Here is a 24,451-nt window from a genome sequence, read left to right on the forward strand (position 1 = left end):
CCCCCGCTACGCAACGCCATGTCTGAAACTCTGGTCCGTGTGGAAGACGTGGGGCCGGCCTCAGGCCGCGGCCGGCACCCGTCCCTCGCGCTGGATCACTTCGGAGGCGAGGCGCAGATAGGCCTGCGAGCCCGCACACTTGAGATCATAGAGCAGGGCCGGCTTGCCGTGCGAGGGCGCTTCAGAGACGCGCACGTTGCGCGGAATCATGGTCTCGTAGACCTTCTCGCCCATGAAGCTGCGCACGTCCGCCACCACCTGCGCGGAGAGATTGTTGCGCGGGTCGAACATGGTGAGCACGATGCCCTGGATAGTCAGGCGCGGGTTGAGCGCGGCACGCACCTGCTCGACCGTGCGCAGCAATTGGCTCAGACCTTCCAGGGCGAAGAACTCGCATTGCAGCGGAACCAGCACCGCATCGGAGGCGGCGAGGGCATTGATGGTCAGAAGGTTGAGCGAGGGCGGACAGTCGATCAGCACATAGGTAAAGCCGCGCGTCTCCGGGGCTTCACCCATGCTCCGCAGCACACCGCGCAGGCGATGGGAGCGATCGGCACTCGAAGCCATCTCCAGCTCAAGGCCGAGCAGGTCCATCGTGGAGGGCGCGATCGAGAGACGCGGCACGGCCGTCGGGATCACGGCCTGCGCCAGGGTCGCCTCCCCTGCCATCACCTCGTAGGTCGAGTAGCGGCGCTGACGGCGATCGATCCCCAGCCCCGTCGAGGCGTTGCCCTGCGGATCGAGATCGATCACCAGGACTTGCTCACCGATGGCGGCGAGCGCCGTTCCGAGGTTGATGGCCGTCGTCGTCTTGCCGACGCCGCCCTTCTGGTTGGCGAGCGCGAGGATCCGCAGCGGTCGCGCGGAGGCGACCGGCTGGACGGGGGAAACGGGTACGTCGCTTGTCATGGGCTCGGGGGCGCGAGTGCGGTGACGCGCACGATCCGGGCCGCCGACTCGGTTCGGCTCGGAACGAGGTCGTAGGCGACTGTCCACCGGGTCGCGGCCTGGGTCAATTCCGCTTCGACCTCGCGACCCTTCGGAAACAGACCGGTGGTGCCCGTTTTCAACAGTGGTTCCGTCCAGGCGAGAAGCTGCTCGAGGGGTGCCAGCGCGCGGGCGCAAACGACATCGGCGCCGTGGTGGCGCTCGATCACGCGCTCGATCCGAGCATTGTGGACACGGGCCGGGGCACCGGTGAGCCGAGCCGCCTCCTGAAGGAAGGCGCATTTGCGGGCGTTGCTCTCGACCAGATCGACCTCGATCCCGGGGCTGCCGGCGATGGCCAGGATCAGGCCCGGGATGCCGGCGCCGGAGCCGAGGTCGAGCCAACGCCGCGCATCAGGTGCGATGGCCAGCAATTGCAGGGCATCCGCGATGTGTCGCGTCCAGACCTCCGCCAGGGTCGCGGGACCGACGAGATTCTTCACGGATTGCCAGCGTCGGAGCTGTTCCACGTAGAGGTCGAGCCGCGCGGCTGTTTCACGTGAAACACCGGCCTCCGCGAGGACGCGCCGGCGCTCGGCATCGGCAGCCATCAGGCGGAGATCGCCACGGTAGGAACGGCCCGGCGCGCATGGGCGGCGAGCAGCGTCAGGGCCGCGGGCGTGACGCCCTCGATCCGCGCGGCCTGACCGAGCGTACCGGGACGCACGGCCTCCAGCTTCAGCCGCATCTCATTCGAGAGACCGCTGATCCGGCCATAATCGAGATGCGCGGGCAGCCGTACCGCCTCGTCGCGCCGAAAGGCGGCGATATCGGCCCTCTGGCGGTCGAGATAGACCGCGTAGGTCGCATCCGTGCGCAGACGCTCGGCGACCCGTGGCGGCACGGTCCCAAGTTCCGGCCAGACGGTGGAGAGCCGCGCCCAGTCGAGGTCTGGATAGGACAGGAGTTGAAAGGCACTCCGTCGAATCCCGTCCTGATTGAGGTCGATGCCGTGCTGGCGCGCCTGGGTCGGGGTCAGGCTCAAGGCGTCCAGGCGGGCACGGGTGGTGGTCAGTTCATCCTGCGAGACCGCGAAATGCTTGGCTCGATGGGCGCCGACGCAGCCGAACGCGATGCCCCGCGGAGTCAGGCGCTCGTCGGCGTTATCGACGCGCAGCGACAGGCGGTACTCCGAACGCGAGGTGAACATGCGGTAGGGCTCGCTCACCCCATGGGTGACGAGATCGTCGATCATCACGCCGAGGTAGGACTCGGCGCGATCGAACAGGGCCGGCGCCGCGCCGCCCGCGAGCCGGGCCGCGTTCAGGCCGGCGACGAGGCCCTGGCCAGCGGCTTCCTCGTAGCCCGTGGTCCCATTGATCTGACCCGCGAGGTACAGGCCCGGAAGGCGCTTCACCGCAAGGGCCGTGTCGAGTTCGCGCGGATCGACGTAATCGTACTCGATGGCATAGCCCGGACGGACGATGCGCGCCTGCTCCAGACCCGGGATCAGGGCGATCAGGGCGTGCTGGACCTCCTCGGGCAAGGCCGTCGAGATGCCGTTCGGATAGACGGTCGGGTCGTCGAGCCCCTCGGGCTCCAGGAAGATCTGGTGGCCGTCGCGGTCGCCGAAGCGCACCACCTTGTCCTCGATCGACGGGCAGTAGCGCGGCCCGCGGCTGTTGATGCCGCCCGAATACATCGGCGAGCGGTGGAGATTGTCACGGATCAGATCATGCACGGCCTGGGTGGTGCGGGTGATGCCGCAGCGGATCTGAGGCGTGGTGATCCGCTCCGTCAGCGTCGAGAACGGCACCGGATCGGCATCCGCCTCCTGCATCTCCAGGGCATCCCAGGCGATGGTCCGCCCATCGAGCCGGGGCGGGGTGCCGGTCTTGAGGCGTCCGAGCCGAAGCCCGAGCCGATCGAGCGTCCGGGCGAGGCCGATCGCGGGCGCCTCGCCCGCCCGTCCGGCCGGGATCTGGACCGGGCCGATATGGATGAGGCCGCGCAGGAAGGTCCCGGTGGTCAGCACCACGGCGGCACAGGACAAGACGCGCCCGTCCTCGAGCACCACCCCGGAGATCCGCTCGCCGCTGAGGGTCAGATCCTCGCAAGCGCCCTCGATCACCGTGAGACCCGCCGTCTCGGCCACCGCCCGCTGCATCGCCGCCGCGTAGAGCTTGCGGTCGGCCTGGGTGCGGGGACCGCGCACGGCGGGCCCCTTGCGCCGGTTCAGTAGGCGGAACTGAATGCCGGCCGCATCCGCGACCCGGCCCATCAAGCCGTCGAGCGCATCGATCTCGCGCACGAGATGACCCTTGCCGAGGCCGCCGATCGCCGGGTTGCACGACATCGCTCCGATCGTCGCCACGCTGTGGGTGACGAGCGCGGTGCGGGCGCCGCAGCGAGCCGAGGCCGCGGCGGCCTCGACGCCGGCATGGCCGCCGCCGATCACGACGACGTCGAAGGTGTGGGATGCGACAGACATGGGGCGGATTAAGCGCCCGCCGCACCGCGCGTCAACGGAAGAGCACCGCGTTGGCGGATGCTCCCGAGGCCTGAGAGTCGTCCATTTGGTGGATGCAGACGCGATCGTTTGAAGTCAGATTGGGTTTTCGCTTCGGCCGATCTGAGCAGAGCAGGCCGCGCGGAATACTCGACGCAGGGTGGCTGCGTTGGGCGAATGTGGCATTCATGTTGCATTAACAAATTTGAAACCTGCAGAGGACCTGGCGGGCGGGTGAGCCAATGCATTGGCTTGGGGCTCCCATGCATCGACTCAAGGCTGGGGTCTGCTTGTGAAGGAGGCATCGATGCATGTAGTCGCGATCGGGCTCGGAGCCCTGTGCTGCGCGGGTGGCGCAGTCGCGCATTTCACCGATTCCACGCGCCGCAAGGAAGGCCTCCTTGGCTTGGCGGCCTTCGCATTCCTGCTGACCGGTGTCTTCCTCAGCCGCGGCTGAGACGCCGCGTGTTTTCACGTGAAAACAAAACCGCGCCGACCGACCGTTCGGAACCTTCACTTCCCGATACAGAAACTCGCGAACAGGCGGTCCAGCACGTCCTCGACACCGACCTGCCCCGTGATTTCGCCGAGCGCGCGAACCCCGAGGCGCAGATCCTCGGCGACGAGTTCCGGGAGCGAGCCCGTCACCGCCCGCACGACCCGGTCGAGATGATCCACGCAGCGAGAGAGCGCCTGCCGATGCCGCTCGCGCGTCACCACCGCATCGCCTGATCCGAGCGATTCGGCGGCGCGGGTCCTCAGGGCGTCGAGCAGGGTATCAAGCCCCGCACCGGTCCGTGCCGAGATCCGGATCCCCTCGTCGGCTGGGCGAGGATCAGCGTCGAGATCGGCCTTGGCCGCCACGCGCAAGACGGGCAGGTCGGCGGCCAGCGCCTCCGACCGAGCTTCGCCACAAGAGAGCAGCACGACGAGGTCCGCCTGCGCGATCCGTCGCCGCGTGCGTGCGATGCCCTCCGCCTCGACCGCATCGGCGGTCTCGCGCAGCCCCGCCGTATCGACCAGCACGACCGGCAGACCCGCGAGATCGAGTCGGACCTCGATCAGGTCCCGGGTGGTCCCGGGCCGGTCGGAAACGATCGCGGCCTCGCGCCGGCTTAGCGCATTGAGCAGCGTCGATTTGCCGACGTTGGGCGCTCCGGCTAGCACGACGACAAAGCCCTCACGCAGGCGCTCACCCTGGCGCCCGTCGACCAGAGCGGCCACGATCGCGTCGCGCAGCGCGCGGACGCGGGCCTGGAGCGCGGCGTCGAGCGCATCCGCGTCGACATCGCCCTCATCGGTGAAATCGAGCGCCGCCTCCGCACCGGCGAGGCAGGCCAGGGCCTCCTCCCGCCACGCCTCGATCTGTCGTCCCAGCGCGCCATCGAGCTGGCGCAGGGCCTGACGCCGCTGGGCCTCGGTCTCGGCCTCGATGAGGTCGGCCACCCCTTCCGCCTCGGTCAGGTCCATTCGGCCGTTGAGCACCGCACGTCGGGTGAAATCCCCGGCCTGCGCCGGCCGGCATCCCGGCATCTCCGAGAGCACCCGGGTCACGCCGCTCCGGACTGCGAGGCCGCCATGCAGGTGCAGTTCGGCCATGTCCTCGCCGCTGAACGTGTTCGGGCCCGGCATCCAGCACACCAGCGCCTTGTCGAGGACCGCGCCATCAGCCGGGTCGCGCAGCGTGCGTAGGGCGAGCCGCCGCGGCTCGGGAACGGATCCGGCGAGCGTCGCGAGGACCGACGCACAGGCCGGTCCGCTGATCCGGATCACGCAGATCGCGGCACGCCCGAACCCGCTCGCCGCCGCGAAGATCGTGCTGCCGCCATCCATCCCGTGTCCCTCGCCTGATCCTGCCGGCCGCTCTATCACAGCGTCCGGGCCGATGCCGGACGAACGCGGCCCGTGAGAGGGGAGGGCCGCCATGCACGATCCGACACGCCGCGATCTGAGCCTCGGTCTCGGTGCGCTGCTGGCCGGAGCCTGCACGCATTCCGCCGTCGCCGATCCCGGCCTCGTGGACCGGATCGCCGCGATCGAGGCCCGCACGGGTGGGCAGCTCGGGCTCGCGATCCGCGACGGCGAATCCGGGCGCATCCTGCTGCGCTACCGGGAGACGGAGCGCTTCCCGCTCTGCAGCACCTTCAAGGTCCTGGTGGTCGCCGCAACCTTGGCCGAGGTCGATCGCGGGCACGCCGATCTCGCCCTGCGCCTTCCTGTGACGGCCGCCGATCTCGACAGCTATGCCCCGGTCACCCGGCCCATCGTCGAGGCTGGCGGGGGGACGGGGACGATCGCGCTGGGCGAGGCCTGCGCCGCCGCGCTGATCTGGAGCGACAACACGGCGGCGAACCTCCTGCTGCGCGAACGCGGCGGCCCGGACCGCCTGACTGCGTGGCTCCGCACGGTCGGCGACACGACGAGTCGGCTCGATCGCTGGGAGCCTGATCTGAACAGCGCGATCCCGGCCGATCCGCGCGACACGACCACGCCGGAAGCGATGGCCGCGACCCTGCGGGCGCTCCTGCTCGGCACGATCCTCGCGCCAGCCAGCCGGGACCGACTGGAAGCCTGGATGCTCGCCGCCCGCACGGGCCTGAAGCGCCTGCGCGCCGGGCTGCCGCCGGACTGGAGGGTCGGCGACAAGACGGGAAGCGGGGAGAACGGCACCGCCAACGTGGTGGCGATCCTGCGCCCGCCGGACCGGCCGCCGTTGCTCGCAGCGATCTACCTGACCGGTGCGCGCGTCCCGGCGGACAGGCGCGACGCGGCCCATGCGGAGATCGGAGGCCTCGTCGCGGGCTCCGCCCATGGAAGGATCTGAGAGGTGGCGAAGGCTACGCCCGCGACACGCGCACTCGACCAGGCCGGGACACCCTACAGCCTGCACAGCTACGCCTACGACCCGGATGCGCCGCGCATCGGCCTCCAGGCGGCGGAAGCGCTCGGCGTTCGGGCCGATCAGGTCCTGAAGACCCTGATGGCCGCCGTCGACGGCAAGCCGGTCTGCCTGCTCATCGCCTCCGACAAGGAGGTCAGCATGAAGCGGGTGGCCGCGGCATTCGGCGGCAAGTCGGCCGCGATGCTGAAGCCGGCCGAGGCCGAGCGGCTGACGGGCTATCACGTCGGCGGCATCAGCCCGCTCGGTCAGAAGCGTGCGGTGCCGACCCTGATCGATGCCGGCTCGCTCACGGGCAGCGAGGAGATCCACGTGAACGGCGGCGCCCGCGGATTGCAGATCCGCCTCCGGCCCGCCGACCTCGTCACCGTCCTGCGAGCGCGCACGGCCACGCTCACCTGAGGCGGGAGCCCTCGATCCCGTCTCGCGGCCCCGGTGTGGGGCGATCCCCGTCGTCCGGTTCGCTGAGCAACAGGCCGTGGCGGGATCCGCGGCCGGCATCGCGGGACACCGGACGGTAACCCGCGATTTACCATGCTGGGCCAGGGTAGAGGCTTGACCGGAATGCGGAACCTGACGATGGCGATGGGGCGGACGATGCGGGCGGCCGCGATCGCATGTCCGCTTGCGGGCGCGTGCCTCACCCTGGCCGCCGGAACGGCCCCCGCCGCCGATCTCGTCGAGGCCCCCTACCCGATGCCCGACCGGGCCGCGCTCGGCGCCCCGCTGACGGCGCCTCGCTACTTTCCCCGGGGCGACGGTGGCGACGTCATGCGGCACGCTCCCCCGCCGGCGCGCATCCATGTCGGCTGCGTCCCACGCCGCGCGCTGGTGCCGACGAACGCACCCGACGATCCGAGCTATGTCGGCTCGGCCTACGGCCTGTCGAAGCCGAGCTATTACGGGCTGACGCCGCCACCGGGCGTCGACGATCCCTACGGCCGCGCGCTGCTGCCCTATTGTCCTTGAGAGAACCGACGGTCGGCCGCATCGGCGGGCTGGCGCGGCGGCGGAGCCGGGATTAAGTCAGCGCCGGTTCTCCCGGAGCGAGTGCGCGTGTCCCTCAACATCCCTGTCCCCGGTCGGCCGCCGGCTTACGCCGATCTCGCTCCGCTGAGGGCCCAGGTCGCGGCTTGGCGCGCGGCTGGAGAACGCGTGACGCTGGTGCCGACGATGGGCGCGCTGCATAGCGGCCATCTCGCTCTGGTGGCCGAGGCAAAGCGCATGGGCCGCGCGGTGGTGAGCATCTTCGTGAACCCGACGCAGTTCGGGCCGAGCGAGGACTTCTCCCGCTATCCGCGCGATCTCGCGGCCGATCTCGAGACCCTGGCGGGCGCCGGCACCGATGCGGTTTGGACGCCCAGCGTGGAGACCATGTACCCGTCGGGTTTCGCCACCCAGATCACGGTGGGACGCCTGACGGAAGGCCTGTGCGGCGCCTTCCGGCCGGGCCATTTCGCAGGCGTCGCCACCGTGGTGACGAAGCTTCTGAATCAGGTCCGGCCCGACGTCGCGCTGTTCGGGGAGAAGGATTTCCAGCAGCTCCAGGTGATCCGGCGGGCCGTGCGCGACCTCGACATGGAGACGGAGATCCGCGGCGTGCCGACCTTGCGGGAACCGGACGGGCTCGCCCTGTCCTCGCGCAACCGCTACCTCGAACCGGCGGAGCGGGCGCGCGCCGCGACGCTCCACGGCGTGCTGCAGCACATCGCCGAGAGCGTCCGCGACGGCAGCGAGACGGCCCCCACACTGGCCGCCGGCATCGCGGCGCTGGAGGCGGCCGACTTCCGGGTTCAGTACGTGGCGGTCTGCGATGCCGAATCGCTGGAGCCCGTCTCGCGGGTCACGGGTCCGGCCCGCGTCCTGGCCGCCGCCTATCTCGGGCGCACGCGCCTGATCGATAACGTCGCGGTGTAGTGCCGGCCGGAGCGGGGAGGGGGTCGTCTCGGAGCCCCGCGGACCCGCCTCGCGGCTCCATCCGGCGCGTCGCCCTCAGCGACCGCTACGCCGCACCCGCGTATGAGGCCCTGAAGCGCTCCAGCGCCGACGCCTGAGCGCCGGACGACCGCTACCGAATGTCGGCGGGCGCCAGGCGGTGTTGCGCGAAGAAATCGAGCATCGCCCGCGAGGCGTCGGGGCCGCGCGCATCGGTGTAGCTGCCGCGCGGATCGCCGCCGGACCATGCGTGGCCAGCGCCGCGCACGCGCCAATCCTCGATCACCACCCGCCCGTGCTGATCCGCATAAAGGGTCCGCGTGACGGGATGGCCCACATCTTCGATCGTCTCGCGCCTCGGGGTGAGGCCGGAGATTCCGGCCTGGGCGACGATCTGGTCCGCGTTGCGAGCGCTCACGGTGCCGTCTTCGTCCCCGTGGAAGACGATCGTGGGCACGCGGATGCCCACCAGCGGTGCACCGAAGCCGGAGGGCTCGGCGGAGCCGGGGGCACCGACCTGCATGGCGATCAGGGCCGAGGAGAGATCGCGGGCGCAGCCGGCGGCGAGGCCCGAATGGATGCCGACCGCTGCGTAGAGGTCCGGATAGGCGCGCGCGATATTGGCCGCCGCCGCACCGCCCGCCGACATGCCGGCGATGTAGACCCGGGCCGGGTCGATCCCATGCTCTGCCGTCACCGTGCGGGTGAGCCCCGCGATGATTGCGGTCTCGCCGCTCTCACGGCCCTGATCGCGCGACTCGTACCAGTTCCAGCATTTCTGTCCGTTCGCGATCCGGGTCTGAGCCGGATAGGCCACGTACAGGCCATGACGCTCGGCCAGGACGTTCATGCCGGTCCCGGAGGCGAAATCGTCCGGGGATTGCGTGCAGCCATGCAGCATCACCAGAAGCGGCGCGGCGGGTCGCTGCGGCCGGCTCGGGATGAACAGCTTGTAGGTGCGCGAGCCGGCGGCAGCGCTGAACTGCCGCTCCACGAAGCTGCCGCCGGCGGGCCCCAAGGAGGCCGGCCCGAAGGAGGCGGGCTCCGCGCCCGGCCCTTCCCCATGTTGTCCGAGCGGCATCCCCGCCTGTTCGCCTCCGGCCAGACCCTCCAGGCCTTTCAGGAGCGGCGCGACGGTTTTGCCGAGGCCGCGTACGACGCCATCCACCGCGGCTCGGACGCGCTCGGGTACCACCGACGCCTGGGTGGCGGTCCCCGCCGCCTCAGCGAGGCCGTCTGCGGCCGGGGTCCGGCGCGCAGGAGCCGGCTCCCCATCGGAACTCCGGGTCGGCGGTTGGTGGGGTATGGGGCGACCGATCTCTTCGCGGCCGGGTCCAGCCGCGTGCCCGAACAGGGTGCGCTGGATCAGAGCGGTCGATTCGGCGATGCGGCCGAGACTGACGAGGCGGGTCGCCTCCAAGATCTGATCGAAGGGCGCCTGCGTCCGGCCGGGGCGATCGGTCGTGTCGGGACGATCGGTCATGGATCCTCGCAAACTTCGAATCGGCGCCGGGCACCTCGTGCGTCCAGCATCATCGCGTTGCCGAGACCCGGCCTCGATCGGCGGGGGCTCCGCCCATGCAGCGGCGGAATCCGCTTTCGACTGTGGTGGTTACGGATCATCGTGCGCCGAACAGGGGATCGCTCCGGCGGACATGCGGGTCAGCGCAGGCGATCGGCGAGGGCGGCCCGCGACGCCATCCACCTATCATCCAGGGGGATGGTAGCGGATCCTTCTTGTGCGCCGCAATACTTATTGTGCAATGCGGTAGCTGCGCGACAAAATGTGATCCTCGGGCTCCCGGGTCGGTTCCTCGGCTCGCGTCAGGCCGGTCCGTCCTCGGCCACGTATTCGGCCCAGATCGCGTTCGCGCCGAGGCTCGCCCGGAACGCGTCGTGGCGCGCCCGCTCCGCCTCACTCAACCGAGCCCGATACTGGCGCGGCCCGCGCGCGATCGTATCCGAGGCGGTGCTGCTCGCGGCCTGCTGGGGGAGGGCGGCGCCGAGATCGAACCCGGTCTGCTTGCCCCCGAGGAGCTCGACATAGACCTCGGCCAGGATCTGCGCGTCCAGGAGCGCGCCGTGCTTGGTGCGGCGACTCCGATCGATGCCGTAGCGGCTGCACAGGGCGTCGAGGCTCGCCGGCGAGCCCGGATGCTTGCGCCGCGCCATCGGCAGGGTATCGACCACCTCGTCGAGGGCGATCGGCTTGGGGGCCGCGGCGCCGAGGCGGGCGTATTCCATGTTCAGGAAGCCGACGTCGAAGGGCGCGTTGTGGATCACCAAGCGACCGCCCTCGCAGAAGGCGACGAGGTCCCGGACGATGTCCGCGAAGAGCGGTTTGTCCGCCAGGAACGCGTCGGAGAGCCCATGCACCGCGAAGGCGTCCGGATGGACCGCGCGCTGGGGATTGACGTAGCGGTGGAAGCTCTGCCCGGTCTGGATGTGGTTGATGAGCTCGACGCAGCCGACCTCGATCAGCCGGTCGCCGTTCTTCGCATCGGTGCCCGTGGTCTCGGTGTCGAGGACGATCTCGCGCAACATCTCTTGCCATCCTGGGGGCGACCGGGGCCGGACCCTACCGGATTAGGGGAGAGCCGTTAACCGATCGCCTGCCCGGCCTGCGTGACCGCGGCGATGATGCGGTCCACCTCCGCCTCCGCCGCCGCGAAACCCCGGCCGGTGTCGATCACGAAGTCGGCGCGGCGCCGCTTCTCGGCGTCGGGAAGCTGCTTGGCGAGGATGGCGTCGAGGGCCGCCTCGGTCATGCCGGGACGGGCGAGAACCCGCGCGCGCTGGATCTCCGGCGACGCGCTTACCACGGCGACCGCGTCGCAGCGCGCCTCACCCCCTGTCTCGTAGAGGAGCGGGATATCGAGAACCACCAGACGCGCCCCGGCGTGGCGCGCGAGAAAGGCGCGGGCGACCTGACCGACAAGGGGGTGCACAATCCGCTCCAGTTCCGCCATCCGGTCGGCCCGATCGAGCACCGCCGCGCGCAGCCGCACCCGGTCGACGCTCCCGTCCGGTGCCCGCGTGCCCGGGAAGGCTTGAGCGATCGCCTCGGCCGCGCCGCCGCCGGCACCGTAGAGCGCGTGGACGGCCGCATCGGCATCGTGGACCGGCACGCCGCGCGCCGCGAACATCGCCGCCGTGGCGGATTTGCCCATCCCGATCGAGCCGGTCAGGCCGAGGACGAAGGGCCGACCCTCCGGGCGGGGACGGGCGCTCATCGGGCCGCCAGATCCGCGACGATCCGGTCGCGCAGCGCCGGCGTCACCGCGGGGCGGGTGCCGAACCATGCGGCAAAGCCCGGCACCGCCTGATGGAGCAGCATGCCGAGGCCGTCGACGGCCGCGAGCCCGCGCGCCCGCGCGGCGGCGAGGAGCGGGGTCTCGAGCGGCGCGTAGACGATATCGGCGACGGCCGAGCCGACGGGCAGCGGCGCGAGGTCGATCTCGAGCGGCGGGTGCCCGGTCATGCCGAGGGAGGTGGTGTTCACGAGAAGATCGGTTTCGGCCAGCCAGGCGGGCAGATCGGACCACGCGACCGGCTCCGCCCGGCCCGGCGCGAGCGCCGCGACCGCCTCGGCCCGTGCCGGGCTGCGGTTGGCGACGCGGATCCGCGCGACGCCACGCTCGGCGAGCCCCACCACGATCGCCCGTGCTGCCCCGCCGGCTCCGAGCACGAGGGCAGTGCCGCCGGTCCGTGCCAGCCAGTCTTGCCCGAGGGTCTGATCGAGATGCGCGACGAAACCCGGTGCGTCGGTGTTGTCGCCGCGGATCGTCCCGTCCTCGGTGAGGATCAGGGTGTTGACGGCACCGATCCGCTCGGCCCGCGGCGTCAACGTGTCGGCCAGCCTGAAGGCGGCCTCCTTGTGGGGGATGGTGACGTTGCCGCCGACATATCCTGCGCCGGCTATATTTTTTATGAAGTCGGCGAAGTCCTCCGGCGCGACGTCCACGCGCTCGTAGCGCCCGGCGATGCCGTAGCGGTCGAGCCAGTGGCCGTGGATCAGCGGCGAGCGCGAATGGGCGATCGGGTGGCCGACGACGAAGGCGCGTTTCATGGATCCGGTCCCCGACCTCATACCGTGCAGGCGCCCGAGAGGTGGCAGGGCGGTCCGCCCGCCTCCTCGATCTGCAGGGTGGCGTGGGCGATGCCGAAGCGGGCGCGCAAATCCTCCGCGGTCGCGATCAGGAAGCGGTTGCCCGGATGGCCCTCCGCCATCACCAGATGCGCGGTGAGCGCCGTCTCGGTGGTGCTCATCGGCCAGATATGGAGATCGTGCAGCTCGGAGACGCCGGGCCGGGCCCGCAGGAACGCGGCGACGGCGTCCGGCGCGATGCCCTCCGGCACCGCGTCGAGGGACATCGTCACGCTGTCGCGCAGCAGCCCCCAGCTCGCCCAGATGATCAGGCCGCCGATGAGGAAGCTCACCACCGGATCGATCCATTCGAGGCCGGTGAGGAGGATGACGAGCCCGGCCAGCACCACGCCGAGCGAGACGGCCGCATCGGCGGCCATATGCAGGAAGGCGCCGCGGATGTTGATGTCGCCCTTGGCACCCGAGGCGAACAGCCACGCCGTCACCCCGTTCACGGCGATCCCGAGCCCGGCCACCACCACCACGGTCACGCCGGCGACCGGCTGGGGATCCAGAAATCGCGTCCCGGCCTCCCACAGGATCGCGCCGACGGCGACCAGCAGGAACACCGCGTTGAACAGGGCGGCGAGGATCGATGAGCCGCGCAGGCCGTAGGTGAAGCGCGCGCTCGGACGGCGGCGCACCAGCACCGAGGCGACCCAGGCGACGATCAGGCCGAGCACGTCGGAGAGGTTGTGCCCGGCATCCGCCACCAGGGACATGGAGTTGCTGAGCCAGCCATAGGTCGCCTCGAGGCCGACGAAGCCGGTGTTGAGCAGGATGCCGATCGCGAAGGCGGTCCCGAAGCTCTTCGGCGCGTGGGCGTGGCCGATCCCGCCATGGGCGTGGCTGCCGTGACTGTGACTCCCATGGGCGTTGCTGCGAGGACGGACCTCGCCGTGCCCGGACCTGCCCTGCACCGGCCCGTCAGGGCGCTCCGCGGGCTCGGACGCGTGATCGTGCGGGTGATCGTGCAAATGCGTGCCCTTCAGAAGCGTAACCAGCCGCCCGCCCGCAGCTCCGCCAGCAGCGGTAGCAGCGGCAGACCCAGGATGGTGCTGTGCTCGCCCGCGACCGCCGCGAACAGATGGATCCCGAGCCCCTCGAGCTGGTAGCCGCCGACGCTCGCGCTGACGCGGGCCTCGCCGGCACACGCCACATAGGCCGCGATCGCCTCCGCATCGAGAGCGCGCATGGTCAGCCGGGCGGTCTCGACGGCGGCGGTCCGCAGCCGACCGTCCTGCGCCACCGCGAAGGCGGCGTGGAGTGCATGGGTGCGGCCGGCGAGACGGGCGATCTGCGCCCGGGCCGCCGCGGCGTCCGCGGGCTTGTGGAGGATCTCGGCGTCCAGGGCGAGCACTTGGTCGGCGCCGACCACGACCCGCCCCGGATGGCGGCGGGCGACCGCGAGGGTCTTGGCCTCGGCAAGCCGGCGGGCGAGCGCCTCGGGCGGCAAGCCGCCGCTATCCGCCTCGAGAGCGCGCTCGTCGATGCCCGGGGCCTCGGTCTCGACCGGTATCCCGGCGCCCTCCAGCAGAAGGCGCCGCGTGGGACTGGTGGAGGCGAGGAGGAGGGGGGCTGGACCGAGCCAGGGCGAGGCGGACACCATCGGCCCAGTGTCACGGATCCGCGCCGCCGGGCAAGCGCGGCGGGAGCCGAGGCGAACCCCGCCGCGCCGGGAGGGCCGGCGGGCGGGGCTGCTGGGAGAGCCGGTACGCGACGTGGCCCCTGACGCCACGATGCCCGCAGGCGGTTAGCCGAACATCAAGAGCCGATCGCGGCGGGCGCCCCAGGGTGGGACGGGCGCGCTCCGCCGGGCCTACGCACCCGGCATGGTGAGCACCATCGGCCCGTTGCGGGTGGCGACGACGGTGTGCTCGTACTGGACCGTCAGGGCCCGCGGCCGGCTGTAGAGGGTCCAGGGGTCGTCGCCGTGCTCGGCGAACCCGGCGCCGAGGGAGAGGAAGGGCTCGACGGTGAAGACGAGGCCGTCCGCCATGATCCGGCGCTCGGAGGCGTCGGGCCAGGTCGCGATCTCGGTCGGGGCCTCGTGCAGCGAGAGGCCCACGCCGTGGCTCGCGAGGTTCCGCACCAGGGTGTAGCCGTTCTTGCGCGCGAAGGCGCCGACGGCCTGGCCGATGCCGGAGAGGGGCTTGCCGGCGCCGACCTGACGCAGGCCCGTCCACATCGCCCGGCGCCCGTCCTTGCAGAGGCGCTCCACCGCCCGCGTCACCGGCGGCACGGCGAACGACGCGCCCGTATCGGCGAAGTAGCCGCCCCTCTCGGCGGAGACGTCGATGTTGACGAGATCCCCCGGCCCGATCCGGCGGTCACCCGGGATGCCGTGGGCGACCTCCTCGTTCACGCTGATGCAGGTCGCGCCGGGAAAGCCGTAGACCGCCTCCGGGGCCGGTCGGGCCCCGGCGGCCTCCAGGAAGGCCCGGCCGATCCGATCGAGCTCGGCCGTGGTCATGCCGGGCTCGATGGCCCGGCCCATCGCCGCCAGCGCGTCGGCGACGATGCGCCCGATCACCTGCAGCCCGGTCAGCTCGTCCTCGCTCGACACTGTCATGGGTCTACCTGGCCGAGCCGGACGGCATGATCAGACGGCGATGAACTTCAGCCGGTGGTCGCGGTAGAGATCGACGATCGCCGCGGCGGTCTCCTCGATCGAGCGACGGGTCACGTCGATGGTCGGCCAGCGGTTGCGGGTGAAGAGGCGGCGCGAGGCGGTGATCTCGTCGGCGACGGCGACGCGGTCCACGTAGAGGGTCGATTCGTCGGCGTTGAGGCTGAGGATCCGGTTCTGGCGGATCTGCACGATGCGCTCGGGGCTCGCGAACAGGCCGACGATGAGCGGACGCTTCGCCCCTTCGAGGCCCGGGGGCAGGGGCATCCCGGGCACGAGCGGCAGGTTCGTGGTCTTGAGGCCGCGGTTGGCGAGGTAGATCGAGGTCGGGGTCTTCGAGGTGCGGCTGACGCCGAGCAGGATGACGTCGGCCTCCTCCAGGTCCTCGGGCAGGTTGCCGTCGTCGTGCGCCAGCGTGAAGTTCATCGCATCGATGCGCTTGAAGTACTCTGCGTTCAGCATGTGCTGGGCGCCGGGCCGGGCCGTGGTCTGGGCGCCGAGATAGGATTGCAGCAGGGCGTGCACCGGCTGCAGCACTGAGAGGCAGGGCGAGCCGCCCTCGCGGCAGGCCGCCTCCAGCCGCTCGCCGAGATCGCCGCCGACGAGGGTGTAGAGCACGAGGCCGGGCGCGGCGCGGATCTCCGAGATGACCCGCTCCAGCTGCGGTCCGGAGCGGACCAGCGGGTACACGTGCTCGATCGCCGAGACGCCCTCGTACTGCGCGGCGGCCGCGCGCCCGACGTTGATCAGCGTCTCGCCGGTGGAATCGGATACGAGATGGAGATGGAAGTAGCTGCGGCTCATCCGGTCGCCTCGGGGCCCGGGCTTATCCACCGGGCGCCGTCAGGGGAGTCGATGAATGTGGATAGGATGCCTTGCGGGCAGGGTCCAGGCCGGAACGGCCCGAAGCTATCGACTCCGCCCTCAACAGGCTGCCGGCCGGGACGCGCCGAATCCGGGCGCCTGGGAGAATCCGGGACGCAGGCGCCCGCTCGGCGTGCGGGACGCTCGCAAGGCCCTCTGCGGCCAAGCCTATCCCTGACATTAGAGCGAACCCGTTAAAGCCCTCTTAACGCCGTGGCGGCGGGGACGGCCTGTGGACGCGGTTGCGATCCCGTGATCCAGCCTCCAATAGAAAAAACAGAGTCCTAGAATCTCTCTTCTCTTAAGATAGGGCCGGTCTGGGGACGGAGCCGTCGCGCTCCCTCCGGGCCCGGATTCGGGGTTTTCGGCAAAGAGACCCCTTCGACGACAAGACCGGCGTCAGGCCGAGGCGCAGGGACGGGGAGCGGCATGGTCGAAGCGAAGGGAATGGCCGAAGGGCAGGGGCTGGATCGCGCGATCATGCGGGTGCTCGCCGGCGAGGCGATCACGCCGCCGCCCGCCTGGATGATGCGGCAGGCCGGGCGCTATCTGCCCGAGTACCGGGCGACGCGGGCGGAGGCGGGATCCTTCCTCGACCTCTGCTACAACCCGGACTTCGCTGTCGAGGTGACGCTGCAGCCGATCCGCCGCTTCGGCTTCGAGGCCTCGATCCTGTTCTCCGACATCCTCGTGGTGCCCCACGCGCTCGGCCAGGACGTGCGCTTCGTGGAAGGGGAGGGGCCCCGCCTCGACCCGCTCGCCGGCCGGGCCGAGTTCGAGCGCCTGCGCGCGGCCGACGACCCGGCGGTGTTCGACCATCTCGCCCCTGTCTTCGAGACGGTGCGGCGCCTGCGGGCGGACCTCCCGGCCGAGACCACGCTGCTCGGCTTCTGCGGCGCGCCCTGGACGGTGGCGAGCTACATGATCGGCGGGCGCGGCACGCCGGACCTCGCCCCCGCACGGGCGCTGGCCGAGAGCGACACCGCCCTGGTCGACGCGCTGATCGACCGGCTGGTCACCGTGCAGACGGAGTACCTCGTGCGCCAGCTCCAGGCGGGCGCGGACGCCGTCCAGATCTTCGAGTCGCACGCGGGCACCCTGCCGGCGGCGCTGCCGCCCGCGGCCGACGTGGTGGACCCGGTGGGCGACGTCGCCGAGAGCGCGATGCCGGACGCAGCCGTCGACGCCTTGACGCGCTGGTCGTTCCGGCCGATCGCCCGGATGATCGCGGGCATCCGCGCCCGGGTTCCGGGCGCCCGCATCATCGTGTTCGCCCGCGGCTCGGGACTCGAGGGCCACGCCCGCGTGGTGCCCGAGACGGGCGCGGACGCCGTCGGCGTCGACTGGGGCGTCGATCTCAAGGCCCTGCGCGCCCGCATTCCGGCGACCACCGTCACGCAGGGCAACCTGCATCCCGAGACGCTGATCGAGGGGGGCGAGGCCCTCGACGCGGCGGTGGACGCGGTGCTCGAGGCGACGCGCGGGCTGCCCCACATCTTCAATCTCGGCCACGGCATCACGCCGCAGACGCCGGTGGCGCATGTCGAGCGCATGCTCGCCCGGCTCCGGGGCTGACGGCAGTGCTCTACGACTGGATCAAGGCCGGGCACGTCATCGCGCTGATCGCCTGGATGGCGGCGATGCTCTACCTGCCCCGCCTGTTCGTCTATCACGCCGCGCTGCCGGCCGGCCCCGGCTCGGCGGCGCAATCCGAGACCTTCAAGGTGATGGAGCGGCGGCTACTCAAGGCGATCATGACGCCCGCCATGATCGCCACCTGGGCCTTCGGCCTGACGCTCGCCTGGATGAGCGGCTACTACGCCAGCCACTGGCTCCAGGCGAAGTTCGTCCTCGTGCTGGCCATGAGCGGGATCCACGGCTGGCTCGCCCGCATGGTCAAGGACTTCGCGGCCGACCGGAACGCCCGGAAGCCCAAGTTCTATCGGGTGATCAACGAGGTCCCGACGCTCCTGATGATCGCCATCGTGATCCTCGCCGTGGTGAAGCCGGGCTTCTGAGTGGCGTCCCCCGATCCTGTGATCGCGGGATCCGGGGGCCGTTAACCCTCGGCGCGGCGTGCGGGAGCCTTCGCGGGGGCACGGCCGTTGTCGCGCATGTCCAAGCTCAGCCCCGCCGCGCACCTCCTGCCGCTCATCGCCCTGCTGGCGATGCCCGCCGTCCTCGCGACGCCCGCCCTCCTGGCGCCCGCGCAGGCGGCGAGCTTTCCCTGCGACAAGGCCGGGACGCCCGACGAGACGGCGATCTGCGCCCATCTCCCGCTCAACGACCGCGACGTCGAGATGGCGACGCGCTTCGAGATCCTGAAGGCGGTCCTGCCGATGGGCGGGCGCACCAAGATGCAGGAGGACCAGGAGACCTGGCTCGGGGAGCGCCGCACCTGCGGCGCCGAGGTCGCTTGCCTGACCGCAACCTACGACGCCCGGCTCAAGACGCTGCGCGGGCTGCTCTCGGAATTCGCCAAGCAGGGCCAGTGAGGTCGAGGCCGGGCGCCCGAGCCTAGAGCCGCGCCAGCAGCCGCTCCGCCAGGGGGTTCTCCGCCGCGAAGGCGTAATCGATGCGGCGGACGCTGACGGCGCGGGCGCCGGCCGCCACCAGGGCGTCGGCGAGGTCGAACACCGCGTCCGCCTTGCAGCGCAGCACGATCTCGCCGTCGAGCCCGCGCGGGGCGCCGTAGGGCAGCTCGGCCTCGTGCAGGCCGGCGATCCCCGCGAGGTCGATCTCCCCGCTCTCGGGCATGCCGGCGCGGATTTCGCGGGTGGTGCGGGCCCGCTCCTCGGCGCTGATCCGGCCCATCACCGCCCGGAAGGCGGTGCGCTGGCTCTCGCCCCAGGGGGCGTTCAGCGCGGCGACGAGGTTCGCCTCCGAGCGCAGGATGACGCCGTCGTCGAGGATCTTGAGGGCGTTGGCGGCGAGCGTCGCGCCCGTGGTGGTGATGTCGACGACGATCTCGGCCGAGCCCGCGGCCGGGGCGCCCTCGGTGGCGCCCAGGCTCTCGACGATGCGGTAATCGGCGACGCCCTTCTCGGCGAAGAAGCGCCGGGTCAGGTTCACGTACTTGGTGGCGATGCGCAGACGCCGGCCGTGGCGGGTCCGCATCTCGGCGGCGACCTCGTCGAGGTCGCTCATGGCGCGCACGTCGATCCAGGCCTGGGGCACGGCCACCACCACCGTGGCGTTGCCGAAGCCCAGCGGGGTCAGCAGCTCCACCTGCCCGCGCGGATCCGGCAGGCTCTCGCGGATCAGGTCCTCGCCGGTGATGCCGAGATGGGCCGCGCCCGAGGCGAGCTGGCTCGCGATCTCGGAGGCCGAGAGGTAGCGCACCTCGACGTTGGGCACGCCGACGAGCCTGCCGCGGTAGTCGCGCGCGCCCGAGCCCTGCGCCAGCCTGAGCCCGGCGCGGCTGAAGAAGGCGTTGGCGTTCTCCTGCAGCCGGCCCTTGGAGGGCACGGCGAGGACGAGCGGGGCGTCGCCCGCGGTCTCGGACACGCTCATCGGGCGGCTCCCACAACGCGCTCGACCCAGAAGGTGCAGCCCACGGCCGGCTGCGGCCCGGAGCTGCCGAGATGGGTCAGCAGGCCGTCGTAGCGGCCGCCGCCGACGAGGGTCGGGCGGCCCTCGCCGCCGGTGATCTCGAAGATGAAGCCCGTATAATAGTCGAGGTTGCGTGCGAAGCCGCCGCTGAAGCGGAAGCGCGCGAGATCGAGGCCGCGGGCGGCGATGAAGCCGTTGCGTTCCTCGAACAGGTCGAGCGCGGCGTCCAGCGCGGCGTGCCGCACGCCGGCCTCGGCGACCAGCGCCCGCAGGCCCCGCGCCGCCGCGTCGGGATCGCCCGCGATCCCCCGGTACCGCTCGATCAGCGCCCCGTTCTCGGGGTTGAGGCCCGCCCCGCCGCTCGCCTGCGCGGCGGCCTTGGCGAGGAAGCGCTCGGCGATCTCGCCCGCCGAGCGCCCGCCCACCGCCGAGATCCCGGCGATGGCCAGCACGTCCTCCACGAAGGCGCGCACCCCGCGCGGGTCCTGGCCCTGGATCGCGGCGAGCAGGCCCGCATGCGGATCCTCCGGCAGGGCGGCGTTGGCGAGGTCGTCGAGGGAGCGTCCGGCGGCGAGCGCCCGCAGCGTCCGGCGCTTGGCGGCCGGCGGCACGCCGAGCCCGTCGAGGAGCGCCACCGTCAGTCCCATGTCGCCGAGCCGCACCGCGGGGGCGTGATGGCCGAACAAGCCGAGGCCCTCGAGGGCGAGGCCCAGCACCTCGGCGTCGGCCGCCGGGATGTCGGCCCGGCCGATCGACTCGATGCCGGCCTGCAGGAACTCGTCGGGCTCGTCCGCGGCCAGCCGGAAGACGGGGCCGAGATAGCTGTAATCGGCCGCCTGCCCCGCGGCGCGGGCCTGGTGCAGCCGGCAGACCGGAATGGTGAATTCGGGCCGCAGGCACATCTCGGCCCCGGCCGCGTCCTGCGTCACGAAGATGCGCCTTCGGATGTCCTCGCCCGACAGTTCGAGGAACGGCTCCACCGGCTGGAGCACCGGCGGGGTGACGCTGGCGTAGCCGGCCGCCGCCAGATGCGCGAGCAGCCGCGCCTGCGCGCCGCCATCCGCCCCCGTCTCGCCTGCCTCCGGTCGTGTCATGCTATCCTCGCTCGGGCCGCTCTGTAGCAACCGGGCGGCAGGTTGGCGACTAACCCGCCCCGGGCCCGATTGCGCAGAGGCTCAGACGGTCGCCGCGTCCGAAAAATGCCGCGCCAGCACCTCCTGCACCCGGGCGACCATCTCTGCCTCGGAGCAGGAGAACTGGGCCGGGCGGGCGGATTTCCACTCGGCGTTGCTGGCGATGGTTTCGGCGGCGCGCGCACCCTCGATCAGGTCCTTGATCTGGACCTCGCCGGCCGCCCGCTCGTTCGAGCCCTGGATCACCGCCACCGGTGCGCGGCGGCGGTCGGCGTATTTCATCTGGGCCTTCATGCCGGCGCCGCCGAGATAGAGCTCGGCCCGGATGCCGGCCCGGCGCAGGGACGCGACGAGGCGCTGGTAATCGGCGACGTTCTCGCGGTCGAGGACGAGCACCACCACGGGGCCGGGCTTGGTCTTGCCCTCGAGCAGCGGGCTGCCCACGACCTGGAGCGCCGAGAACAGGCGGGAGACGCCGATCGAGAAGCCCGTGGCCGGGACCGGCTCGGTGCGGAAGCGCCCGACAAGCCCGTCGTAGCGCCCGCCGCCCGCCACCGAGCCGAAGCGCACCACCTGCCCGTCCTCGTTGGTGACGGGCACGGTCAGCTCGGCCTCGTAGACGGGCCCGGTATAATATTCGAGCCCGCGCACCACGCTGGCGTCGGCCCGGATCCGGTCGTGGCCGTAGCCCGCCGCCTCGCAGAGCCGCATGATGGCGTGCAACTCGGCGATGCCTTCGCGGCCGGTCTCCGAGGTGCCGACGACGTCCCGCCACGAGCCGAAGAATTGCTCCCAGAAGGCGAGCCGGTCGGCGCCCGCATCCGCCGAGGCCTGGAAGCCGACGTAGGCGAGGATCCGCTCGATGGCGGCCTCCGGAAGCCCCGCGCCCTTGGTGAAGTCGCCGCTCTCGTCCTTGCGGCCGGGGCCGAGCAGCAGGCGCACGCCGTCGGCGCCGAGGCGGTCGAGCTTGTCGATGGCGCGCAGCACGGTGAGGCGCTGGCCGGCCCGGTCCTCGCCGGCGAGGCCAATCGCCTCCATGACCCCGTCGAGCACCTTCCGGTTGTTGACCTTGATGACGTACTGGCCGGCGAGCCCGAGCCTATCCAGCGTGTCGGCCATCAGCATGCAGGCCTCGGCGTCGGCCGCGACGGAGGCGGCCCCGACGATGTCGGCGTCGAACTGCATGAACTGGCGGAAGCGGCCCGGCCCCGGCTTCTCGTTGCGGAAGACGTAGCCGGCGCGGAAGCTCCGGTAGGGCTTGGGGATCGCGTCGAAATTCTCGGCGACGAAGCGGGCGAGCGGCGCGGTGAGGTCGTAGCGCAGCGACAGCCAGGACTCGTCGTCGTCCTGGAACGAGAACACCCCGGCGTTCGGCCGGTCGAGGTCGGGCAGGAACTTGCCCAGCGCCTCGGTGTACTCGACGAAGGGCGTCTCCAGCGCCTCGAAGCCGTAGAGCTCGAAGGTCTCGCGGATGCGCTCCAGCATCCGGTGCTGGGCCGCGATCTCGTCCTCGCGCCGGTCGGCGAAGCCGCGCGGCAGGCGCGGCTTCAGGGTATCGGCCTTCTTGGAATCGGCCTTGGACATGGGGAACTTCGCTTCGCGTCTTCAAGATCTCGTCCCGGGCTCTACCGCAGGGCGCGGGGAGGCGACAACCGTCGCCCGGAGCCTCGTGGCGAAACGCGCGGCGCGCGGGCGCCGCGCGCAGGGTTGCGCTCAGTAGGGCGACATCAGCTTGAGCACGAGGAGCGCGGCGAGGCTCAGCACCGCGATCGGGATCTGGAGCGGTCGCAGCCGCGCGAAGAACAGGGGCGCCTCGCCGCGGCGCGCCGCGATCGGGTCGAGCACCGCCACCGCGACGAAGCCGGCGATCAGGAGGTCGAGGGCGACCACGCGGTTGCCGAGGATCGAGACCGCGAGGAGTGCCCCGAGGCCGAGGCAGAACAGGCCGAGCATCGTGGCGATCTGCACGAAGGTCGGCCCGCCCTCGGTGCGGAAGCTGACGCCGCGGCGCACCCCCGAGAGGAACAGCAGGATCGCCGCGCCGTACAGGATCGTCGCGAGCAGGATCAGCTCGTCCCACATCCCGCGCTGCCACCACGCGGCGGCGGCGCCGGCGACGAAGGGCAGCATCGGCCCGTAGCCGAGGACCACGCTGAGCCAGGGCGTCTCCCGCGGCTCTCGGGTGGTGAGGGTGCGTCCGGTGGCGTTCTCGAGCATGGAGGCCTTGACCTGAACAGGGTTCGCAAGAGTATCCCGCGGTTTCGCCAGGAAACCGTGCGGCTCACCGAGGATCCCGTGTGCGATGCACCCCTCGGCACGCAACCGGCGCCTGCCCGGGCGGTTCCGGCGCTCGACGCTTCGTGAGGAACGATGCGCCCGGCGTCGCCGCACCGCAACAGCCGACGGTCCGCCCCTTCATGCCGGCTGGGCCGGCGCCCGGGCTTGGCGCCGGCGGGCGCGCCGGCCGGGCTCGGGCGTCGCGTCGAGCCAGATCACCAGGGCGAGGGCGCCGAGGGCGGGAGCGCCGAGTGCCAGGAACGATCCGGTCCAGCCGAGCAGGCCGTAGGCGAGGCCGCCGTACCAGGCCGAGAGGGCGCCGCCGATGCCCTGGACCGCGTTGAGGCTGCCGAGCGCGGTCTGGGTGCGGCCCGAGCCCCAGGTCAGGTCGGCCACCACGACCGGCACGGCGACGCCGACGATGCCCGAGGCCACGCCGTCCAGCACCTCGGCGGCGATCAGCCAGACGGGATCGTCGATGAAGGCCGACAGCGCGGCCCGCACCGGAAGCACCGCGAAGGCGACGAGGAGGAGCCGGCGCCGCCCGCTGCGGTCGGCGAGCGAGCCGGCGAACAGGGCCACCGGCACCATCACGAGCTGCGCCACCATGACGTAGCGCGCAGTCCAGCTCGTGGCGTCGGCCGCCGTCGCCACGAGCTTCTGCCCGAGCAGCGAGAGCATGCCGCCGTTGCCGAGGTTGAACAGGGCGAGCGCCACCGCGAGCACGAGGAGCCGGCGGTTGCCCGCGATGCTGCGCAGGCCCGCGCGTGCGGGCGTCTCGTCAGAGTCTTCCTTCCAGCCGAGCGCCCGGCGCTCGCTGTAGCAATGGCCCGGCGTGGTCACGGTGGCGACGATGGCCAGCACCGCCATGCCGCCGAGCACCCAGAAGGCGATGGCGGGGCCGAACCAGCCGGTGCCGAGGCTGATCCCGCCGGCCGCGAGCAGGATGCCGAGGTGATTGAAGGCCTGGTTGCGGCCCTGCTGCGTCGGGAAGCGCTCCTTGCCGACGATGCCGAGCGTGAGCGCGGTCACGGCCGGGAGCAGCAGCGTGCCGCCGGCCGCCGCCATCATCTGCGCGGCGAACACGCTGGCGACGCCGCGGGCCGGCAGCAGCAGCAGGGTGCCGCACAGGATCGCCGCGCAGGCCAGCGCGATCAGGAGCCGCGGCCGGCCGAGCCGGTCCACCAGGGCGCCGAACGGGCCGCTGAGCAGGAGCGAGCCGATCCCCACGAGGGTGGTGACGAAGCCGATTCGCGCGGGGCTCCACGAGGCGGCCTCGGCGAGCCAGGTGCCGAGGAAAGGTCCGAGCCCGCCCTGGATGTCGCCGGTGAAAACGTTGATCAGCGCGAGGTGATGGGTGGCGAGCATGCGATCCTGTGGCGGGGAAGCCGACGGCCCCGCGGGCGTGACGCGGATGCATCCCGCTGCCGCGGAAGGGCTGGTGGGGACGGCCGGCATCCGCGACGGTCCGGGCGCGTGCCGCCCAGAGCGGGCTCTTCACGCCCCCGCGGACGCTGCGGCGTGGAACCATCACGGCGAAAGCCCGCACGTCCCGCTCTTCCCGCTGCGGGGGCGATGA

General features: G+C 71.7%; 25 protein-coding genes. 8 read left to right on the forward strand and 17 right to left on the reverse strand.

The genetic code is table 11. From position 1 onward, the window contains the following. Positions 1 to 60: 60 nt before the first annotated feature. The 3 genes from ACS5RC_RS07215 to mnmG are packed head-to-tail and all read right to left on the reverse strand — an operon-like array spanning position 61 to position 3,418. Positions 61 to 909 (reverse strand): ParA family protein, encoded by an 849-nt coding sequence (locus ACS5RC_RS07215; protein WP_478343143.1) that lies wholly within the window; start codon positions 907 to 909, stop codon positions 61 to 63. Next, positions 906 to 1,538 (reverse strand): 16S rRNA (guanine(527)-N(7))-methyltransferase RsmG, encoded by a 633-nt coding sequence (gene rsmG / locus ACS5RC_RS07220; RefSeq protein WP_478343144.1) that lies wholly within the window; start codon positions 1,536 to 1,538, stop codon positions 906 to 908. Before rsmG ends, ACS5RC_RS07215 begins: the two co-directional genes overlap by 4 nt. Further along, a complete protein-coding gene (gene mnmG / locus ACS5RC_RS07225; RefSeq protein ID WP_478343145.1) occupies positions 1,538 to 3,418 on the reverse strand; it encodes a tRNA uridine-5-carboxymethylaminomethyl(34) synthesis enzyme MnmG in 1,881 nt (626 codons plus the stop codon). Before mnmG ends, rsmG begins: the two co-directional genes overlap by 1 nt. A 325-nt stretch (positions 3,419 to 3,743) precedes the next feature. On the opposite strand from mnmG, the gene ACS5RC_RS07230 reads away from it, so the two are divergent. After that, complete coding sequence (locus ACS5RC_RS07230) at positions 3,744 to 3,893, forward strand: hypothetical protein (RefSeq protein ID WP_478343146.1); 150 nt, start codon at positions 3,744 to 3,746, stop codon at positions 3,891 to 3,893. A gap of 56 nt (positions 3,894 to 3,949) precedes the next feature. On the opposite strand, the gene mnmE is transcribed toward ACS5RC_RS07230, so the two are convergent. Further along, positions 3,950 to 5,269, reverse strand: a complete 1,320-nt coding sequence (gene mnmE, locus ACS5RC_RS07235; protein ID WP_478343434.1) for a tRNA uridine-5-carboxymethylaminomethyl(34) synthesis GTPase MnmE — start codon at positions 5,267 to 5,269, stop codon at positions 3,950 to 3,952. Positions 5,270 to 5,360: 91 nt separating this feature from the next. Between mnmE and bla the strand changes: the two genes are divergently transcribed. The 4 genes from bla to panC all read left to right on the forward strand — a co-directional run bounded on the left by bla (position 5,361) and on the right by panC (position 8,252). After that, complete coding sequence (gene bla, locus ACS5RC_RS07240; RefSeq protein WP_478343147.1) at positions 5,361 to 6,260, forward strand: class A beta-lactamase; 900 nt, start codon at positions 5,361 to 5,363, stop codon at positions 6,258 to 6,260. Positions 6,261 to 6,263: 3 nt separating this feature from the next. After that, a complete protein-coding gene (ybaK, locus tag ACS5RC_RS07245; protein ID WP_478343148.1) occupies positions 6,264 to 6,737 on the forward strand; it encodes a Cys-tRNA(Pro) deacylase in 474 nt (157 codons plus the stop codon). 195 nt (positions 6,738 to 6,932) lie between these two features. Further along, positions 6,933 to 7,304: a hypothetical protein gene (locus ACS5RC_RS07250; RefSeq protein WP_478343435.1), complete on the forward strand. Its 372-nt coding sequence runs from the start codon at positions 6,933 to 6,935 to the stop codon at positions 7,302 to 7,304. Positions 7,305 to 7,403: 99 nt separating this feature from the next. Continuing rightward, positions 7,404 to 8,252, forward strand: coding sequence for a pantoate--beta-alanine ligase (gene panC, locus ACS5RC_RS07255; RefSeq protein WP_478343436.1), 849 nt, complete (start codon positions 7,404 to 7,406; stop codon positions 8,250 to 8,252). 151 nt (positions 8,253 to 8,403) lie between these two features. Here panC and ACS5RC_RS07260 read toward each other — a convergent pair whose 3' ends face one another. The 8 genes from ACS5RC_RS07260 to ACS5RC_RS07295 form a co-directional block, all read right to left on the reverse strand. Then, the gene (locus tag ACS5RC_RS07260; protein ID WP_478343149.1) at positions 8,404 to 9,753 is read right to left on the reverse strand and encodes an extracellular catalytic domain type 1 short-chain-length polyhydroxyalkanoate depolymerase; all 1,350 of its coding nucleotides are present in this window, start codon (positions 9,751 to 9,753) and stop codon (positions 8,404 to 8,406) included. A 341-nt stretch (positions 9,754 to 10,094) separates the two neighbouring features. Further along, positions 10,095 to 10,814, reverse strand: coding sequence for a DNA polymerase III subunit epsilon (gene dnaQ / locus ACS5RC_RS07265; protein WP_478343150.1), 720 nt, complete (start codon positions 10,812 to 10,814; stop codon positions 10,095 to 10,097). Positions 10,815 to 10,870: 56 nt separating this feature from the next. Further along, positions 10,871 to 11,503 (reverse strand): dephospho-CoA kinase, encoded by a 633-nt coding sequence (gene coaE / locus ACS5RC_RS07270; protein WP_478343151.1) that lies wholly within the window; start codon positions 11,501 to 11,503, stop codon positions 10,871 to 10,873. After that, the gene (locus ACS5RC_RS07275) at positions 11,500 to 12,339 is read right to left on the reverse strand and encodes a shikimate dehydrogenase (protein WP_478343152.1); all 840 of its coding nucleotides are present in this window, start codon (positions 12,337 to 12,339) and stop codon (positions 11,500 to 11,502) included. The genes coaE and ACS5RC_RS07275 overlap by 4 nt, the downstream gene beginning before the upstream one ends. Positions 12,340 to 12,356: 17 nt before the next feature. Continuing rightward, a complete protein-coding gene (locus ACS5RC_RS07280) occupies positions 12,357 to 13,337 on the reverse strand; it encodes a cation diffusion facilitator family transporter (RefSeq protein WP_478343153.1) in 981 nt (326 codons plus the stop codon). Positions 13,338 to 13,405: 68 nt separating this feature from the next. After that, positions 13,406 to 14,023 (reverse strand): Maf family protein, encoded by a 618-nt coding sequence (locus ACS5RC_RS07285; protein WP_478343437.1) that lies wholly within the window; start codon positions 14,021 to 14,023, stop codon positions 13,406 to 13,408. Positions 14,024 to 14,236: 213 nt separating this feature from the next. After that, entirely contained in the window at positions 14,237 to 14,989 is a 753-nt protein-coding gene (gene map / locus ACS5RC_RS07290; RefSeq protein WP_478343154.1) for a type I methionyl aminopeptidase, read from the reverse strand. A 30-nt stretch (positions 14,990 to 15,019) separates the two neighbouring features. Further along, positions 15,020 to 15,850 carry a pyruvate, water dikinase regulatory protein gene (locus ACS5RC_RS07295; protein WP_478343155.1) on the reverse strand — a complete coding sequence of 277 codons (831 nt, stop codon included), beginning with the start codon at positions 15,848 to 15,850 and terminating at the stop codon, positions 15,020 to 15,022. Positions 15,851 to 16,339: 489 nt separating this feature from the next. Between ACS5RC_RS07295 and ACS5RC_RS07300 the strand changes: the two genes are divergently transcribed. The 3 genes from ACS5RC_RS07300 to ACS5RC_RS07310 all read left to right on the forward strand — a co-directional run bounded on the left by ACS5RC_RS07300 (position 16,340) and on the right by ACS5RC_RS07310 (position 18,405). Next, a complete protein-coding gene (locus ACS5RC_RS07300; RefSeq protein WP_478343156.1) occupies positions 16,340 to 17,485 on the forward strand; it encodes a uroporphyrinogen decarboxylase in 1,146 nt (381 codons plus the stop codon). A 5-nt stretch (positions 17,486 to 17,490) separates the two neighbouring features. Continuing rightward, positions 17,491 to 17,928, forward strand: coding sequence for a protoporphyrinogen oxidase HemJ (gene hemJ, locus ACS5RC_RS07305; protein WP_478343157.1), 438 nt, complete (start codon positions 17,491 to 17,493; stop codon positions 17,926 to 17,928). A gap of 150 nt (positions 17,929 to 18,078) precedes the next feature. Then, positions 18,079 to 18,405, forward strand: coding sequence for a lysozyme inhibitor LprI family protein (locus ACS5RC_RS07310; RefSeq protein ID WP_478343438.1), 327 nt, complete (start codon positions 18,079 to 18,081; stop codon positions 18,403 to 18,405). A gap of 22 nt (positions 18,406 to 18,427) precedes the next feature. Here ACS5RC_RS07310 and hisG read toward each other — a convergent pair whose 3' ends face one another. The 5 genes from hisG to ACS5RC_RS07335 form a co-directional block, all read right to left on the reverse strand. After that, positions 18,428 to 19,423, reverse strand: coding sequence for an ATP phosphoribosyltransferase (gene hisG, locus ACS5RC_RS07315; protein ID WP_478343158.1), 996 nt, complete (start codon positions 19,421 to 19,423; stop codon positions 18,428 to 18,430). Further along, complete coding sequence (locus tag ACS5RC_RS07320) at positions 19,420 to 20,556, reverse strand: ATP phosphoribosyltransferase regulatory subunit (RefSeq protein ID WP_478343159.1); 1,137 nt, start codon at positions 20,554 to 20,556, stop codon at positions 19,420 to 19,422. The genes hisG and ACS5RC_RS07320 overlap by 4 nt, the downstream gene beginning before the upstream one ends. An 81-nt stretch (positions 20,557 to 20,637) precedes the next feature. Continuing rightward, positions 20,638 to 22,179, reverse strand: a complete 1,542-nt coding sequence (hisS, locus tag ACS5RC_RS07325; RefSeq protein WP_478343160.1) for a histidine--tRNA ligase — start codon at positions 22,177 to 22,179, stop codon at positions 20,638 to 20,640. Positions 22,180 to 22,308: 129 nt separating this feature from the next. Beyond that, entirely contained in the window at positions 22,309 to 22,812 is a 504-nt protein-coding gene (locus ACS5RC_RS07330; RefSeq protein WP_478343161.1) for a DUF3429 domain-containing protein, read from the reverse strand. Between the two features lie 198 nt (positions 22,813 to 23,010). After that, on the reverse strand, positions 23,011 to 24,240 hold the full coding sequence (locus tag ACS5RC_RS07335; RefSeq protein WP_478343162.1) for an MFS transporter: 1,230 nt from the start codon (positions 24,238 to 24,240) through the stop codon (positions 23,011 to 23,013). Positions 24,241 to 24,451: the final 211 nt, after the last annotated feature.

The organism is Methylobacterium sp. HJ2 (assembly GCF_056431005.1).